The sequence below is a fragment of the Amycolatopsis cynarae genome (assembly GCF_026802195.1).
GTDB classification, from domain to species: Bacteria; Actinomycetota; Actinomycetes; order Mycobacteriales; family Pseudonocardiaceae; genus Amycolatopsis_E; species Amycolatopsis_E rhizosphaerae.
This window is the reverse complement of sequence record NZ_CP113836.1, coordinates 1,084,596-1,099,478: the sequence shown is the minus strand read 5'-3', so window position 1 is coordinate 1,099,478 and position 14,883 is coordinate 1,084,596. Positions and strand designations below refer to the sequence as shown.

Annotated in this window: 21 protein-coding genes and 1 tRNA gene; 7 read left to right on the top strand and 15 right to left on the bottom strand. The window is 68.8% G+C overall.

Annotated elements, in window-relative coordinates:
• The first annotated feature begins 193 nt into the window (after positions 1–193).
• Both ORV05_RS05405 and ORV05_RS05400 read left to right on the top strand, forming a co-directional pair.
• Positions 194–382: a hypothetical protein gene (locus ORV05_RS05405; protein WP_268757348.1), complete on the top strand. Its 189-nt coding sequence runs from the start codon at positions 194–196 to the stop codon at positions 380–382.
• Between the two features lie 257 nt (positions 383–639).
• Positions 640–918, top strand: coding sequence for a hypothetical protein (locus ORV05_RS05400; RefSeq protein WP_268757347.1), 279 nt, complete (start codon positions 640–642; stop codon positions 916–918).
• Positions 919–973: 55 nt separating this feature from the next.
• Here the strand turns inward: ORV05_RS05400 and ORV05_RS05395 are convergent, their stop codons facing one another.
• Entirely contained in the window at positions 974–1,225 is a 252-nt protein-coding gene (locus ORV05_RS05395) for a GntR family transcriptional regulator (protein ID WP_268754681.1), read from the bottom strand.
• 122 nt (positions 1,226–1,347) lie between these two features.
• Here ORV05_RS05395 and ORV05_RS05390 point away from each other — a divergent pair, with 122 nt between their 5' ends.
• Complete coding sequence (locus tag ORV05_RS05390) at positions 1,348–1,587, top strand: hypothetical protein (RefSeq protein ID WP_268757346.1); 240 nt, start codon at positions 1,348–1,350, stop codon at positions 1,585–1,587.
• 113 nt (positions 1,588–1,700) lie between these two features.
• Here the strand turns inward: ORV05_RS05390 and ORV05_RS05385 are convergent, their stop codons facing one another.
• The 11 genes from ORV05_RS05385 to ORV05_RS05335 all read right to left on the bottom strand — a co-directional run bounded on the left by ORV05_RS05385 (position 1,701) and on the right by ORV05_RS05335 (position 7,279).
• Positions 1,701–2,045, bottom strand: coding sequence for a hypothetical protein (locus ORV05_RS05385; RefSeq protein ID WP_268757345.1), 345 nt, complete (start codon positions 2,043–2,045; stop codon positions 1,701–1,703).
• A gap of 13 nt (positions 2,046–2,058) precedes the next feature.
• Positions 2,059–2,766: a hypothetical protein gene (locus ORV05_RS05380; protein WP_268757344.1), complete on the bottom strand. Its 708-nt coding sequence runs from the start codon at positions 2,764–2,766 to the stop codon at positions 2,059–2,061.
• Entirely contained in the window at positions 2,763–3,488 is a 726-nt protein-coding gene (locus ORV05_RS05375; RefSeq protein WP_268757343.1) for a hypothetical protein, read from the bottom strand. Before ORV05_RS05375 ends, ORV05_RS05380 begins: the two co-directional genes overlap by 4 nt.
• Positions 3,489–3,499: 11 nt before the next feature.
• Complete coding sequence (locus ORV05_RS05370) at positions 3,500–3,943, bottom strand: helix-turn-helix domain-containing protein (RefSeq protein ID WP_268757342.1); 444 nt, start codon at positions 3,941–3,943, stop codon at positions 3,500–3,502.
• Positions 3,940–4,191 carry a hypothetical protein gene (locus ORV05_RS05365; RefSeq protein ID WP_268757341.1) on the bottom strand — a complete coding sequence of 84 codons (252 nt, stop codon included), beginning with the start codon at positions 4,189–4,191 and terminating at the stop codon, positions 3,940–3,942. Before ORV05_RS05365 ends, ORV05_RS05370 begins: the two co-directional genes overlap by 4 nt.
• 109 nt (positions 4,192–4,300) lie before the next feature.
• On the bottom strand, positions 4,301–4,783 hold the full coding sequence (locus ORV05_RS05360; protein ID WP_268757340.1) for a hypothetical protein: 483 nt from the start codon (positions 4,781–4,783) through the stop codon (positions 4,301–4,303).
• 169 nt (positions 4,784–4,952) lie between these two features.
• The gene (locus tag ORV05_RS05355) at positions 4,953–6,266 is read right to left on the bottom strand and encodes a hypothetical protein (RefSeq protein WP_268757339.1); all 1,314 of its coding nucleotides are present in this window, start codon (positions 6,264–6,266) and stop codon (positions 4,953–4,955) included.
• Positions 6,263–6,430 (bottom strand): DUF6011 domain-containing protein, encoded by a 168-nt coding sequence (locus ORV05_RS05350; protein ID WP_268757338.1) that lies wholly within the window; start codon positions 6,428–6,430, stop codon positions 6,263–6,265. The genes ORV05_RS05355 and ORV05_RS05350 overlap by 4 nt, the downstream gene beginning before the upstream one ends.
• Positions 6,427–6,771, bottom strand: coding sequence for a hypothetical protein (locus ORV05_RS05345; protein WP_268757337.1), 345 nt, complete (start codon positions 6,769–6,771; stop codon positions 6,427–6,429). The genes ORV05_RS05350 and ORV05_RS05345 overlap by 4 nt, the downstream gene beginning before the upstream one ends.
• Positions 6,768–6,995, bottom strand: a complete 228-nt coding sequence (locus tag ORV05_RS05340) for a hypothetical protein (protein WP_268757336.1) — start codon at positions 6,993–6,995, stop codon at positions 6,768–6,770. Before ORV05_RS05340 ends, ORV05_RS05345 begins: the two co-directional genes overlap by 4 nt.
• A gap of 62 nt (positions 6,996–7,057) precedes the next feature.
• Positions 7,058–7,279, bottom strand: a complete 222-nt coding sequence (locus ORV05_RS05335; protein ID WP_268757335.1) for a helix-turn-helix transcriptional regulator — start codon at positions 7,277–7,279, stop codon at positions 7,058–7,060.
• A 130-nt stretch (positions 7,280–7,409) separates the two neighbouring features.
• On the opposite strand from ORV05_RS05335, the gene ORV05_RS05330 reads away from it, so the two are divergent.
• Positions 7,410–8,039: a helix-turn-helix domain-containing protein gene (locus ORV05_RS05330; protein WP_268757334.1), complete on the top strand. Its 630-nt coding sequence runs from the start codon at positions 7,410–7,412 to the stop codon at positions 8,037–8,039.
• Positions 8,002–9,165 (top strand): tyrosine-type recombinase/integrase, encoded by a 1,164-nt coding sequence (locus ORV05_RS05325; protein WP_268757333.1) that lies wholly within the window; start codon positions 8,002–8,004, stop codon positions 9,163–9,165. Before ORV05_RS05330 ends, ORV05_RS05325 begins: the two co-directional genes overlap by 38 nt.
• 120 nt (positions 9,166–9,285) lie before the next feature.
• Here ORV05_RS05325 and ORV05_RS05320 read toward each other — a convergent pair.
• From ORV05_RS05320 to ORV05_RS05310, 3 genes are all read right to left on the bottom strand, one after another.
• Positions 9,286–9,357, bottom strand: a tRNA-Val gene (locus ORV05_RS05320).
• A 36-nt stretch (positions 9,358–9,393) separates the two neighbouring features.
• On the bottom strand, positions 9,394–9,858 hold the full coding sequence (locus ORV05_RS05315) for a peroxiredoxin (protein ID WP_144591125.1): 465 nt from the start codon (positions 9,856–9,858) through the stop codon (positions 9,394–9,396).
• Between the two features lie 61 nt (positions 9,859–9,919).
• Complete coding sequence (locus ORV05_RS05310) at positions 9,920–10,348, bottom strand: DUF3052 domain-containing protein (protein ID WP_144591124.1); 429 nt, start codon at positions 10,346–10,348, stop codon at positions 9,920–9,922.
• A gap of 393 nt (positions 10,349–10,741) precedes the next feature.
• On the opposite strand from ORV05_RS05310, the gene aceE reads away from it, so the two are divergent.
• Complete coding sequence (gene aceE / locus ORV05_RS05305) at positions 10,742–13,552, top strand: pyruvate dehydrogenase (acetyl-transferring), homodimeric type (protein ID WP_268757332.1); 2,811 nt, start codon at positions 10,742–10,744, stop codon at positions 13,550–13,552.
• 117 nt (positions 13,553–13,669) lie between these two features.
• The gene (locus tag ORV05_RS05300; RefSeq protein ID WP_268759707.1) at positions 13,670–14,881 is read left to right on the top strand and encodes an alpha-hydroxy acid oxidase; all 1,212 of its coding nucleotides are present in this window, start codon (positions 13,670–13,672) and stop codon (positions 14,879–14,881) included.
• Positions 14,882–14,883: the final 2 nt, after the last annotated feature.

Genomic DNA, 14,883 nt, shown 5'->3' with positions numbered 1-14,883 from the left:
GTCAACCAAGACAGCGACCGAGAGTGACGAAAGGAAGGCGGCAACTGATGGCCGGATGCACGGAGTGCGGTGCGAGCGGCCCGTGTGACGACTGCTGGACCGGCGACATCGACGGAGAGGAGTGACTGGGATGGGTTTCTTGATGCGCAAGTTGGAGGCTCGGGTGACGCGGCCGTCGGCTGAGATGGTGGCTGTGAGCCAGGAGAGTCGCCGTCAGGCCGTGGAGGAGCGCCAGCGGGCGGCGGAGGCTGCGGAGGCTGCGAAGGCGCGGTCGGAGAGGGTGCGGCTGGAGCGTGAGCGGGCCGAGGCTGCGAAGCGTCAGCGGTGGGCGGCTGAGGAAGCTGCCCGTGACGCCGAGTTCCGGCGGCAGGGGCGGGGCTGATCGTGTGGGCACTCGGCCTCGGCGGGCGTGCCGGGGTGTGATTGCAAGCGCGGGGACTGTGCCTGCGCGACGACGAACTGACGACAGGAAGGAAGTGATCGGGATGGGTATGGAGATCGACGGTGACGACGTGGTGGTGACCGTGGACAGCGACGAGGAGGCCGAGGAGCTTCTCCGCGCTGGCTGGATCGAGAAGAAGTAGCGGAATACCGACAACGAGCAACGAACACCAAACACCGAGAGAAGGGAACGAGATCATGGGTTGGTTCAGCAAGAAGCCGGACCCGGCGCAGGTGTGGGCGCAGGAGCAGGAGCAGAACCGGACGCGGCAGAAGGCCGCGAACGACCGGGCGATTGCGAAGCAGCGGCGGGACGCGGAGGCGTTCGTCGCCAAGCACGGCCCTGTCGCGGCCAAGAAGCTCTCCAAGTCCCTCGACGACACCATCAAGCCCAGTAACACGCCCTACGACCCGGACGCGCTGTGGGACGCAGCCAACCGGGCGGATGGCGGCAGCAGCGAATGGGTGTGTCGCTGACCGCGTGAACCGAAGGCCCTCGACCTCTCACAGGTCGGGGGCCTTTCGCTGTCCGCTAGCGCTTGGTGACGAACGTGCCCTTGACCGGCACCGTCTGCACCACGCCCCGATCACGCAACTCGGCGACGGCACGGCGCACCGTCGCCACCGATACCCCGTACTCGGCGGCCATGTCCCGCTCGTTCGGCAGGCGCGCACCGGGCGGCAGCTCGCCCGCGGCGATCCTCGCGGCCACATGCTCCGCAACCTGGGCATAGACGTAGACCGGGCTGTCCGGGTCCGGCTCGAACGCTGCCACCTTGGTCACGGCGGGGAACGTAACCAGCCCCTGACCTGCGCAAACCATACGAAAGCGTCGCAGTGCTATGCAGTGCACCGCAGTGCTCCGTATCCTGACCAGCTATGACGGCCATGCCGGAGCACCCAACGATGACGACGCGCGAAGAGTACGAACTGCTCGGCCACCTGGCCACGGTCAACACCGGCCTCGGGCGAGCGGTGCAACGCATCCTCCAACACCAGCAGGACCACGGGCAGCTCCCCGCCGACGAGCTCCGCGAACTCGGATCGATCCTCGCCGAACTCGCCACCCAGCTCACGGCCGCCGCCGACCGGCTCGACCGACCCGTGATCGCGCCTGCGCAGCCTCGATCCCGTGAGATCACGTGAGATGGACTCGTAACGCCGCTGGTCAAGAGGACAGAAAACACGGTCACTTGATCAGCGATCACATGCGAAAAGGCCCCGCACCGTGCTGGTGCGGGGCCTTCGTCGTCTGTCGGTTACGGCGCGTCCTCGGTCATGCCGCGTGCCTTCACCACCTCGGCCAGGGCGGCGGCGAGCCGTTCCTCATCGTGCGGCACGGTCGCGACCTTCGCGCCGTGGGCGTCGACGTGCACCAAGGCGCTGTCGGGATGGTGGGCGAGCAGTTCGATCCGGGCGAGCTGCTCGGCGTCGAGGCTGTCGATGTAGCCGTTCACCGCGTCGAGGACGGCGAGCTGCCCGGCGCTGGTGAGGGTGTGTGACTGCCCGGTACGGGGATCACGGTCGAGAACCAGGCGGCCGGGCAGAGACTCGATGCGGAAACCGCGGCCGAGGGTGTGGGCGGTGTGGTGAATGCTGCTCATAGTGGGTTGCTCCTCAGCTGAAGTACAGGTGGTGGATGGTGGGCAGGTGCCGTTCAGCGGCCTCGGCGAGCGCCCGCAGCGCTTCGGTCGGTCCCTTCCGGGACAACGCGAGCACCCGGGGCTCGGCGACGACCCGTTCCGGGATGCCGGTGCGGTAGCCGTCCTGTTCGAGGATCGGCTGACCGAACGAGTAGCCGGTGACGCGCGGCTCTGGGAGACGCTGCCGGGGCTGCTCCCCCACCTGCTCGGCGAGGGACTGTTCCAGGCCCAGCAGGCGGGCAACCTCCCGTTCGTCGTCGTCGACCTCGGCCACCGCCTCGACCGCGGCACGGGCCGCGTCGACCAGGGCCGCTACGAACCCTTCCAGCCGTTCGCCGAGGGTCTCGGCCCGGGTGTGCGCTTGGGCGGTGTGCTCGTCGAGCTGGGCGCGGACCTCGGCCAGGCGGGCGCGGGTCTCCCGCTCGGTGATCTCGGCCTGCGCGGCGTCGAGGTGGCGGCGCACCTCGACAGTGGCCCGGTCCAGATCGGCCGCCTCGTCGAGCAGTTCCCGCCGCTGTCCCGACAGGTCGGTGGTGCTCTCCCCCGCCGCGATCGCCGCGGTGAAGTGCTCCTCCAGGGCGCCCAACGCCTGCGAGATCTCCTCACAGCGCGCGTCAATGCGGGCCAACTGCGCCGACCGCTGCTCGATCCGGGCCTCCGGGGTGGCTTCAGTGGTCGTCACTGGACACCCCCTTCGGCCTGCTCGGCCAGGGCGAGGTATCCGCGACGGGCCGCGGGGTCGGTCACCTCGTCGGCCAGGCGCCGGTACCGGCCGGCCTCGGCGGGCGCGGACTTGAGCAGCATGCCGCTTGACTCCTTGGTCATGACCTGCGCCGAAGGGTTCGCGGCACGGTCGGCCGCAACCTGGGCGCGGGCCGCCGCCAGATCTGCCTGAAGCTCTCGGGTGCGCCGATCGATGTGCGCCGTCGCCGCAGCCACCTCACGGGCCACGATCCGCTCCAGGTCGCTGTTTCCCGCGCTACTGGTGGTCTTGCGGACCATCCGGCGGGGTGCGGCCTTCCGGGCGCTCAGCGACGCACTGAAGGCGCTTACCGCAGCCTTCGCGGCCTCGATGTCCGCGGCAGTCGGCGCGGGATGCTCCCCGTCGTGCTCCTCGGCCGCGGCGAAGTAGCCCGACCGCAACACCGGATCACCGCACGCGGCAGCCTTCGCCCGGAAGTCCCCGGCCACGTCCCCGGCCGGGGCGGTGAGCACCTTGTGCGCCAACTCGGCCGCACCGCGCGCCGTCACGGGGTCAGGGTTCGAGGTGAACTCGCGCGTCCACCGCTCGGCCGCGATCACCCGCGCCGTAGCCTCCACCGCCGACAACTCGCGCAACACCTGCGACGGGATCCGCTCAGCCTTCGCCCGGAACTGCTCAGGCAACGCATACACGTTGACCATGTCGCCTCCTTTCAGGCGATCTTCTTCGGCACCCACGTCGCGACCGCTGCTGGATCGAACCGCCACGGCCTCGTGCCACTGCCTGCGCGCTGTGCTCGTAGAGCCCCCGTGCACGCAAGCCTCCGGGCATGCCGTTCGGTGATCCCAAGCCGCTGGGCCACAACCTCGGTGGGTAGCCAGGTTTCCTCTGACGTGGCCGAGCATGGCGCGGACTGTCCATTGCGGACCCGCTTCGGTCCGGACATGCCGAAATCCGCCAACACCCGGCGGCGCTCCGCGGCGTAACCCTCGGCGGCGCGCTGCGCAGCATCAGCCAGCGCCCGGCGAGCGGGATGCACCTGCCCACGGCTGCGCTCACGCTGCCGCACCCAATCCCGGAGCATCTCCGCGACCCTCAGCGCGTCCTCGCCAGTGAACGTCACCGAGCACTCGGCCCCGACGTTGAACACGCTCACCGCTCGACCTCCCGCAACGCCGCCAGCAGCAACCGCCGACGCAACGACGCCACGGCAGCCTCCGACTTGCCCAGCTCGGCCAGGAGATCCCGCGCCAGGGCCGCCAAGGCGTCGATCTGGTCCCAGATCTCCACTCCGTCGCGAAGCTCGTGCAACGCGGTGAGCTGGGCCGTCTGATCGCCGAGGATGGCGGCCACGAGCACCCGCGCCGCCAGGGCATCACCACGGGCGATCTCCTCCGGGGTCACCGTGGAACCCCGGTCGATGGGTCACGGGCTTCGATGGGTCGCGGGTGATCGACTGCCCGGACGGCCCATGAGGTCACCGGGCGCCGCCGGCCTCCCATGCGGTCCTCGCTCATGACGCCGCCTTCCGCTTCTTCTCACACGCCGTGTGCAGGCGCCCGCCGACGGGGCTGAACACGGGCTCGCCGCACTCGTCGCACGGGTACGGGGGCCGCTGGGCGACGGGGCCAGCGTCCGAAGGGAGCGAAGGGAGCACGTTCCCAAGTGTTGCCCCCGTCGTGCTCCCTTCGGTGTGCTCCGGCGAAGAGCGCGGGTTCTCGACCTCTGCTCTCTTCGCGCTCTTCGTGCTCCCTTCGGTGTCGGCCGCAAGGGACCAGACCCAGCCGCTTCCCATGCCCGTCTTGTGGCTGTGCACCTTCGGGTAGCCGTCCTTCGGCTTCTTCGCGCGCTTGAGCTGGTCCGGCGAGTAGCCGGCCTTTTGCCCGGCCTTCATCACGTCGTCAGAAGTCGCGACGCCACCAGTGTGAGCGAGGAAGTCGTGAAGCCATTCGCGGACCGTGGTTGCCACGACGAGGGTGGTCTTCGGCTGGATCATGGGGTGTGCACCTCCTCGGCACCTACGAACGAAACGAAGTTACGAAAGATGGCCCTGACCTGCGGAAACGTCGGAGACTTAATTTCGGGAACTACGAACGAACGAACAAAGCCGTCAGCGTTTCCGCAGGTCAGAGGACTAGTTCGTAACTTCGTTTCGTTCGTAGGGATCAACATGCGAAGTACCTCGTCACCGGGCGGCCGCGGCCCTTGCTCGTCTCCTGTCGGATGCGGCCGTCTCGCAGGAGCGGCGTCAGTACGGCGTCGATCTCGTGCGCCTTCCGGTTCTTGCCGTAGTGGTCGACGGTGATCTCGGTCTTGGTGCGGCCTGCCTTGCCCGCTGCCGCGATGAAGTCGACGAGCTTGTCCTGCTCGCCGCTGTCCGGCTCGATTCCGAACATCCATGCGGCGGTGGCGCTGGCGTAGTCCCACAACGCCAGGGCGGCCCGGAGGTGCGGCTCGTCGATCTCGTGGTGGCCATCGAGAAGGGCATAGACCAGGGACAGGCGGAGCACCTGCGGGACGGCGCGGGCGAGAATCTTCGCGACCTGCCCGTCTGGCATCTCCCGTCGGAGGTGGCCGTACCGCGCGTGCCACAGTTCACCTGCGGACACGGTGCGCTTGACCTCCTGAACCTTGCGGGCCTGCTTGACCCGATCGGCCAGGATCTCGCCACTGGCGTTGATGATCTGCTCCGGGATGTTCCCGCCGTCCGGGCACAACTTGGTGCGGCGAGAAGCGATCGGCAGGAAGCGGTTCATCGTGCCGCCCGACATCTGCGCTTCGGTGAGCTTCACCTTCAACTCACCGGGGGTGACGTGCCCGACGATCACGATGTGCGCACCGGTCGCGGCCAGCGGCGAGGCGCGGGTCAGGGTCCGCAGCACTCCCCCGTCCCACGCTTCTCGGAGCACCCGGGGCAGGATGCTGCCGTTGCGCTCCATGACCGACAGCGTGCCGCCGAACTCGGACTCTTCGAGGTAGAGCCGCTTGTCGGTCACACCTTCGTCGAAGTTCTTCGCGTTCGGGTCATCGCCGGTGCCGTCGCGAACGAGCTCGATCAGCCCTTCCCCTGACGACAGGCCGCCGATCTTCGGCAACGACCACTCCGGGTTTCCCGCTACGTCGAAGAGAGCGTCCACGACGCCCGATGACGTGCCCTTGGCCCCGGTGCTGGTCTTGCCGACAATCAGCGGCCACACCCTCGCGGCGTGCTTCCGGTTGTCGGCCCGGAGGTGTGGCAGGTCGCCGATCGTGGCACCGAAGCGGGCGAGCAACGTCGCCAGCACCGCGGCCTCGTGTGCTTCCGTGTGGGGCATCACGGCGCCGACGATCGCGCCGGCCGCACCTTGCAGCGCATCGGCGGGCAGCACCGGGAACGCGGCAACACTGATCGGGTCGTCGTGGACGTCGTCGACGACGGGGCCGAACTGGTCGGCCCACTGGTCGGCGTCGGGCTGCTCGTGGCCGTAGGCGATGCTCACGATGCCCTCCTGGTCGGTTCGGTGGTTTCGATGTGGCGTCGGCAGGCCGGGCCGAGGCCCAACGCGACGGAGACCCGGGCCGACAACGGTCGACGGCACCGCTCGCACCGGACGTCGAGGTCGGGGCCGGTGACGAGGCGCGGGTGGATGGACAGGACGGTCACGCAGCCGCTCCCCGATGCTGCTCGGCGATCTCGCGCTCCACCCGGCGCCAGCTGTAGTCGGCACCCGCCTTGATCTGCTCCGGCGTCCGGGCCGGTGTGTCGTAGGAGCTGCGCCTCCGCGCGAGCTCGGCGTAGCTGGGCACGCTGGCCTCGTGGCGCCAGTCGTACATGGCGGACATCGCCGCGGTGGACTCGGACAGGTCGCGCAGGTAGGACCACTCCACCCACTCGGCCAAGATCTCGGCGACGTGCGGGCTCTCGTTGAGCAACCGCCACGCTTCGGCGTCCAGGACGAGGAGCTGGTACTCGGCGCGCGGGATGGTCACGGTGTCGTCGCTCATGACTCGGCCTCCCGGATGATCTGCTGGAGGGTGTCGACGACGGTCTCGGATACGAGACGGTGCGCCTTGAGGTGGGCGTACGCCTGCGCGCAGGCCCGGAAGGTGCTCACCCGGCGGGCGCGAGCGGTACGATCGGCGGCACTGGCAGCTTGGCGGCGGCTGGTCTTGGAGGCCGGAGCAGCGCGGCGCGCGCTCCGGTCCTTCCCGTTGCGGGGCACTTTCATCGGATTTCACTTCTTCCACTGGCAAGGGCGCACGCGCTGATCTGCGCGTTTGCGGGGGTTTCTCACGCGATCTCACGTGCCGGGGCGTCGTCGAGAAGGGCGACGAGCGAGCTGGTGACGACGCGGTACCGGCCGCCGACCTTGAGCACGCGGCACGGGAACTCGTCGCGGTTCGCCAGCTCGTAGGCGTGGGAGCGAGAGACGCCGATGGCGGCCGCAGCAGTCGGCAGGTCGACCGTCGCGGGCCAGCTCCGGATCTCGTCTAGCGTGACGATCTTCGGCATGGGGACTCCTCGGGATTCTTCAGATCGCTTAGATTTTCTCCGCAATCTGCACTGTCCAGCTAGTTGTACCCCATGGGTTGACGTCCACGCAATCCGCACAGTAGATTTCAGCGATGTGAAGAACTCCCCAGTGCCCAGCGACGTAGTGGGCGATCGCGTGCGGCAGGTTCGCAAGTTGCGGCGGTTGTCCGTCGAAGAACTGGCCGAGCGGTGCGAGCAGGTGGGCGCGCCGCAATTGACCGTTCCGGCCCTGTACGTGATCGAAAGCGGCAGGCGGGAGAGGGAGACGGGGCGCCGCCGGCGGATGGTCACCGTTGACGAGTGGCTCGCACTTGCACTCGCCTTGAACGTGTCGCCGCTGGTGCTGCTCTTGCCGGATCAATTCGACGCACGGTTTGACCTAACGGCAGGCACGTCCGCGCAGGCGAGCGACGTTGTGCAGTGGATCATCGGACGACCGGACACGGAGCTATCCGGGGGAAACCTGGAAAACTTCGACCTCAAGAGGATCAGCGCGTACAACGCCGCTTTCCCCGCATGGATTCGCTTGCAGGTGAAGACGCAGGAGGCCGCTGAAGCGGTAGGCGATGACGACAACGCGGCCCTTCGCCAAGTGCTCGACCGCGCGTTTGACCAGCATGAACGGCGTCTTGAAGAGATGACGAAGCGCGCGGCTGAGGCAGCGGTCCGCGAAATGCTCAATCAGCAGGAAGGAGAAGAAGGTGGCGCAGCCGAAGATCAAGCCGATCAGGGTCGGTGACCGCACCCGCTACAGATGGGTGTGCGACATCGGCACGGACCCGAAGACCGGGAAGCGGAAGCAGATCACGCGCACGTTCGACCGGCGCAAGGATGCCGAGGCCGACCTGGCGAAGACGTTGCACGACGTCGGCCGAGGCGCGTTCGCGGCACCCACCAAGACGACCGTGAACGAGTTCCTGGACACCTGGGTGCGGTCGGCGACCCGCGGCAAGGCGGCGAACACGGTCGCCAACTGCACCAACGCCCTCAAGCCGGCGCGCGAGCGGTTCGGGCATCTGCCGTTGCAGAAGCTCACCACGGTGCACGTCGAGGACCTGGTGGATTGGATGCTGACGAGCGGCCGCAAGCGTGGCGGGCAGCCCGGCACGGGCCTCTCCCCGCGGTCGGTACAGCTCACGCTGTCTCGGCTCAAGTCCGCCTTGGACAGTGCGGTGCATCGGCGGTTGGTGGAGTTCAACGTCGCGGCCCCGGTGAAGTGTCCGACGCAGGCGAAGACGAAGCGCGAGCCGTGGACGCCGGAGGAGGTGAAGTCGTTCCTCGCTTCGCTGGCGGGGCACCGCTTGCAGGCGGTCTTGCTGCTGTCACTGATCGGTCTGCGGCCTGCCGAGGTGTGCGGGCTGCGCTGGTCGGACATCGACCTGGCGGCCGGGACGATCGCGGTTGGCGACAACACCCGAACCATCGTGTGGGGCGAGGGTGGCGGCAAGGTCGAGGAGAAGGGCGCGAAGACCGAGGCCGGGAAGCGGAAGCTTCCTCTCCCTGCGCCTGTCTCTGCGGCCCTGCTGGCGTTCCAGACCTTGCAGGCCGACGAGAAGCAAGCGGCCGAGGAGGCGTACACCGAGAGCGGGTACGTGCTCGTCGACGAGCTGGGGCGGCCATGCCGTACGGACTGGCTGCGGCGTCGGGCGTACAAGCTGATGGACGCGGCGAAGGTGCGGCGGGTGCGGCTGTACGACGCCCGGCACGCCTGCCTGACCTACCTGAGGATGTCGGGGGTGCCGGGGCCGATCGTGTCGGCGTGGGCCGGTCACGCGGACTTGAGCATGGCCGACCGGGTGTACGTGCACCCGAACACCGAGGACTTGCAGCAGGGCCGGGACGTCCTGGCGAAGCTTCTCGGATAGCGGTAACCGAACAACTACATAGCGTGCTACGTGAGATTTTGTGAGATCTGGGCCTGTCGGCGCAGCTTCTCACGGGCTCTCACGAGATGCAATCCAGGTGCTGACCTGGACTTTCTTCGGTGGGCGCAGCAGGGTTCGAACCTGCGACCCCTTGCTTGTAAGGCAAGTGCTCTTCCGCTGAGCTATGCGCCCGCACCGCCGGGCCCGGAGGGCACCGGCGGTGGCGGATCAGGCGGCCAGTTCCGCCACGGCCTTCTTCCACGCCTCCTGGTCGCGCGCCTCGCCGGGCTGGTTCACCTCGGCGAACCGGACGATACCTTCCTTGTCGATCAGGAAGGTACCGCGGACGGCGAGGCCGGCGGCCTCGTTGAACACACCATAGGTCTTGGCGACCTCACCGTGCGGCCAGAAGTCCGACAGCAGCGGGAACTGGTAGCCCTGCTGCTCGGACCAGGCCTTGAGCGAGAACGGCGTGTCGACCGACACCCCGAGCACCTGCACGCCCTTGCCGTCGTACTCGGCGAACTCGTCCCGCAGCTGGCACAGCTCACCGGTGCAGATGCCACTGAAGGCGAACGGGTAGAACACCAGCAGGACCGGCTTGTCGCCCCGGAACGAGGACAGCGTCACCGGCTGCTTGTTGTAGTCGTTGAGCGTGAAGTCCGGGGCCTGGGAACCGACCTCGACCGCCATACTTGCGCACCTCTCCCGCGTCGCGCGTTACGTCTGCCGTCTCACCTTAGCGTGCGGACGATCAGCGCTTGGACTTCGACTTGGGTGAAACCAGTTTCGTACCGGACCAGTTGGTCCCCACGCTGATGTTGGAGGTCTGCGCGAGCCCGACGGTCGGCACCGCCTCGGCGATCTCGCTGGGTTCGACGTGCCCGGGCTGGCCGGTCTTGGGTGTGAGCACCCAGATGACCCCGTTCTCGTCCAGCGGGCCCCGCGCGTCCATGATCGCGTCGACCAGGTCGCCGTCGTCCTCCCGCCACCAGAGCAGCACGACGTCGATGACCTCGTCGGCGTCCTCGTCGAGGAGCTCGCCACCGATATGTTCTTCGATCGCCGCGCGCAGGTCGTCGTCGACGTCCTCGTCCCAGCCGATCTCCTGAACCACCATGTCGGGCTTGATCCCAAGCCTTTCGGCGACGCTGCCGTAATCAGCGTCTCCAGCGGCGACCACTGCTGTCACTCCTCCAACTAAGACCGATGGCCGGGGGCTGTCCCCGGCCACGTTAGTACACGGATGGGGCTAGCGAACACGCCCGAGGCAAACCGCGCAACCGTCCACACCGGATGTGTACCAAGTCGTTTCGCGGCGCAGGAGCCTCCCGGGGGGCTCAACGCGACCGAAATCACCCCGCGCCCGAGCCCACGCGAGGGCATCTGGCTTAGTGTGGTGCTTGCCTCGCGCGCGCACGCGCGCGAAGCGGTCGCGGATTGCGGCTGTGACGTGGACAAACGTTACCGCCGAGTAGCGATGACGAAAGTGCTGAAAAGGACGACGATGGCAGCGGAGTACCCACCCGGCGGGCGGGTATTCGACACTGCGAAGTGACAACGGCGAGGAGATCCCTTGGCCCCCCAGAACGACCAGGCCGCACGTCCGGGCACCGCTGCCCGGCAGGCGCCGGCGCGGGTTCGCGTCATCCGAGACGGGATGGCTGCGTACCTGCCCGACATCGACCCGGAGGAGACCGCCGAGTGGCTCGACTCCTTCGACGAGGCGCTCGCCCGCGGCGGACAGCAGCGGGCGCGCTACCTGATGCTGCGGATCCTGGAACGTGCTCGTGAACGCAACATCGGCGTCCCGCCGCTGACCGCGACGGACTACGTCAACACCATCCCCACCGAGAACGAACCCTGGTTCCCCGGTGACGAAGAGATCGAACGCCGCTACCGGGCCTACATCCGCTGGAACGCGGCGATCATGGTGCACCGCGCCCAGCGGCCCGGCGTCGGCGTGGGCGGGCACATCTCGACCTACGCGTCTTCGGCCGCGCTCTACGAGGTGGGGTTCAACCACTTCTTCCGCGGCAAGGACCACTCCGGCGGCGGCGACCAGCTGTACATCCAGGGGCACGCCTCCCCGGGTATCTACGCCCGCGCCTTCCTGGAGGGCAGGCTCACCGAGTCCCAGCTCGACGGGTTCCGGCAGGAGCTCTCGCACGCCGGCGCGGGCGGCGGGCTGCCCTCGTACCCGCACCCGCGGCTGATGGCGGACTTCTGGGAGTACCCCACGGTCTCCATGGGCCTCGGCCCGATGAACGCCATCTACCAGGCCCGGTTCAACCGCTACCTGCACGACCGGGGCATCAAGGACACCAGCGACCAGCACGTCTGGGCGTTCCTCGGCGACGGCGAGATGGACGAGCCCGAGTCGCGCGGCCTGATCCACGTCGCCGCGGGCGAAGGCCTGGACAACCTGACCTTTGTGATCAACTGCAACCTGCAGCGGCTGGACGGGCCGGTCCGCGGCAACGGTAAGATCATCCAGGAGCTGGAGGCGTACTTCCGCGGCGCGGGCTGGAACGTCATCAAGGTCATCTGGGGCCGCGAGTGGGACGCGCTGCTCCACGGCGACCGCGACGGCGCGCTGGTCAACCTGATGAACCAGACGCCGGACGGCGACTACCAGACCTACAAGGCCAACGACGGCGCCTACGTCCGCGAGCACTTCTTCGGCCGTGACCCGCGCACGAAGGCCCTGGTCAAGGACCTCAGCGACGCCGAGATCTGGAACCTCAAGCGCGGTGGCCACGACTACCGCAAGGTGTACGCGGCGTACAAGGCGGCGATGGAGCACCACGGCCAGCCGACCGTGATCCTGGCCCACACCATCAAGGGCTACGGCCTCGGCCCGGCGTTCGAGGGCCGCAACGCCACGCACCAGATGAAGAAGCTCACCCTCGACGATCTGAAACTGTTCCGGGACGTCCAGCGCATCCCGATCAGCGATGCCGAGCTCGAGCGCAACCCGAAGGTGCCGCCGTACTACCACCCGGGCCGGAACTCGCCCGAGATCGAGTACATGATCGGCCGCCGCCGGGCGCTGGGCGGGTTCCTGCCGGAGCGCCGCGCGAGCCGGGCCAAGCCACTGGTGCTGCCCGGTGACAAGGTCTACGAGGCGGTCCGCAAGGGCTCGGGCAAGCAGGAGGTCGCCACCACCATGGCGTTCGTCCGGCTGGTCCGCGAGCTGGCCAAGGACGCCGAGATCGGGCAGCGGATCGTGCCGATCATCCCGGACGAGGCGCGCACCTTCGGCCTCGACTCGATGTTCCCCACGGCCAAGATCTACAACCCGCACGGGCAGACCTACACCTCGGTCGACGCGAACCTGATGCTGGCGTACAAGGAGTCCGAGCACGGCCAGCTGCTGCACGAGGGCATCAACGAGGCCGGGTCCACCGCCTCGTTCACCGCCGTCGGCACGTCCTACGCCACGCATGGCGAGCCGATGATCCCGATCTACATCTTCTACTCGATGTTCGGGTTCCAGCGCACCGGCGACGGGCTGTACGCGGCGGCCGACCAGATGGCGCGCGGGTTCGTGCTCGGCGCCACCGCGGGCCGCACCACGCTGACCGGTGAAGGGCTCCAGCACGCCGACGGGCACTCGCTGCTGCTCGCGCACACCAACCCGGCGGCGGTCGCCTACGACCCGGCGTGGTCGTTCGAGATCGCCCACATCGTGCGGGACGGCCTGCGGCGCATGTACGGCGAGGGCGGCCCGGACGGCAACGGTGACGACGTCTTCTACTACCTCACCGTGTACAACGAGCCGTACCAGCAGCCGGCCGAGCCGGAGAACCTCGACGTGGACGGGCTGCTGCGCGGCCTGTACCGCTACGCCGAGGCGCCCGCCGGGGACGGTCCGCAGGCGCAGATCCTGGTCTCCGGCGTGACCATGCCCGACGCGCTCAAGGCCCAGCGGATGCTGGCCGAGGACTGGGGCGTGCGGGCCGCGGTGTGGTCGGCCACGTCGTGGTCCGAGCTGCGCCGCGAAGCGGTCGAGGTGGACCGGGACAACCTGCTGCACCCGGCCGATCCGCCGCGCGTGCCGTACGTGACGCAGGCGCTGAGCGGCGTTCCCGGCCCGGTCGTGGCGGCCTCGGACTGGATGCGGGCGGTGCCCGACCTGATCCGTCCGTGGGTCCCCACCGAGATGGTCACCCTCGGCACCGACGGGTTCGGTTTCTCCGACACCCGCCCGGCCGCGCGGCGGCACTTCCTGGTCGACGCCGAGTCGATCACGGTGGCCACGCTGGCGGCGCTGGCCGGCCGCGGCGAGGTCGAGCAGGCGAAGGTGGTGGAGGCGGCGCGGAAGTACCGCATCAACGACGTGTCGGCGGCCGGACCGCAGCTGTCCGACTCGGGCAACGCCTGACGATCACCCGCCGACCCGGCCCGGAGCAAGGGATGTTTACTACGGCTCAGCCGTAGTAAACATCCCTTGCTCCAGCGCGGCCGGCCCCGTCCCCAGAGGAAGTGCCCCTTGCTCCCGTTGTCCCAGAGGCGGCTGCCCCGGCCCGCCGAACTCCGGCAGATCCTGCGCCCCAAGCCCGTCCGGCTGAACCCGGTCGAGCGGCGGCTCGCCAACGCCCACACCATCGCGGACCTGCGCATGCTCGCGCGCCGTCGTGCGCCGCGCGCGGTGTTCGACTACACCGACGGCGCCGCCGAACTCGAAGACAGCCTCCGCCGCGCCCGGCAGGCGTTCCGGTCCGTGGAGTTCCGGCCGAACGTGCTGCGCGGCGTGGCCGACGTGGACACCGGCGTGTCCGTGCTGGGGCGGCGCTCGGCACTGCCGTTCGCGTTCGCGCCCACCGGGTTCACCCGGATGATGCATCACGAAGGCGAGCGCGCGGTCGCCCGCGTGGCGCAGCGAGAGAACATCCCCTACGCACTTTCCACCATGGGCACCACCTCCATCGAGGAGGTGGCCAAGGCGGCACCCGAGGCCAGGAAGTGGTTCCAGCTCTACGTGTGGCGCGACCACGGGGCAGGCGAGGAGCTCATGGCGCGGGCCATCGAGGCCGGCTACGACACGCTGCTGCTCACCGTGGACACCCCGGTGGGCGGGGCCCGCCTGCGTGACGTGCGCAATGGCCTGACCATTCCGCCCACGCTGACGCTGCGGACCTTCGTCGACGGCGCGATGCACCCGTCGTGGTGGTTCAACCTGCTCACCACCGAGCCGCTGGCGTTCGCCTCGCTGGACGGCTGGCCCGGAACGGTCGCCGAACTGATCAACACGCTGTTCGATCCGACGCTGAGCTTCGACGATCTGGCCTGGGTGCGGGAAAGCTGGCCGGGCAAGCTCGTGGTCAAGGGCATCCAGAACCCCGACGACGCCCGCGACGTCGTCAAGTACGGCGCCGACGCGGTGGTCCTGTCCAACCACGGGGGACGGCAGCTCGACCGCGCCCCGACCCCGCTGGAACTGCTGCGACCCACGCTCGACGCGGTGGACGGCGCGGCGGAGGTGTGGCTCGACACCGGCATCCTCTCCGGTGGCGACATCGTGGCCGCGATCGCGCAGGGCGCGACCACCTGCCTGATCGGCCGGGCCTACCTGTACGGACTGATGGCGGGCGGTGAGCGGGGCGTCCAGCGGTGTGTGGACATCCTGCGCGCGGAAATCGTCCGGACCATGCAGCTGCTGGGGGTCCGCACGATCTCGGCCCTGCGGCCCACCCACGCCACCCTGCGCTGACC

Excerpts from the sequence above, each read along its gene's own strand:
- ORV05_RS05400 (WP_268757347.1), top strand. The coding sequence starts at position 640 with ATGGGTTGGTTCAGCAAGAAGCCGGACCCGGCGCAGGTGTGGGCGCAG.
- ORV05_RS05390 (WP_268757346.1), top strand. The coding sequence starts at position 1,348 with ATGACGACGCGCGAAGAGTACGAACTGCTCGGCCACCTGGCCACGGTC.
- ORV05_RS05385 (WP_268757345.1), bottom strand. The coding sequence starts at position 2,045 with ATGAGCAGCATTCACCACACCGCCCACACCCTCGGCCGCGGTTTCCGC.
- ORV05_RS05375 (WP_268757343.1), bottom strand. The coding sequence starts at position 3,488 with ATGGTCAACGTGTATGCGTTGCCTGAGCAGTTCCGGGCGAAGGCTGAG.
- ORV05_RS05360 (WP_268757340.1), bottom strand. The coding sequence starts at position 4,783 with ATGATCCAGCCGAAGACCACCCTCGTCGTGGCAACCACGGTCCGCGAA.
- ORV05_RS05345 (WP_268757337.1), bottom strand. The coding sequence starts at position 6,771 with ATGAGCGACGACACCGTGACCATCCCGCGCGCCGAGTACCAGCTCCTC.
- ORV05_RS05340 (WP_268757336.1), bottom strand. The coding sequence starts at position 6,995 with ATGAAAGTGCCCCGCAACGGGAAGGACCGGAGCGCGCGCCGCGCTGCT.
- ORV05_RS05335 (WP_268757335.1), bottom strand. The coding sequence starts at position 7,279 with ATGCCGAAGATCGTCACGCTAGACGAGATCCGGAGCTGGCCCGCGACG.
- ORV05_RS05315 (WP_144591125.1), bottom strand. The coding sequence starts at position 9,858 with ATGGCGGTCGAGGTCGGTTCCCAGGCCCCGGACTTCACGCTCAACGAC.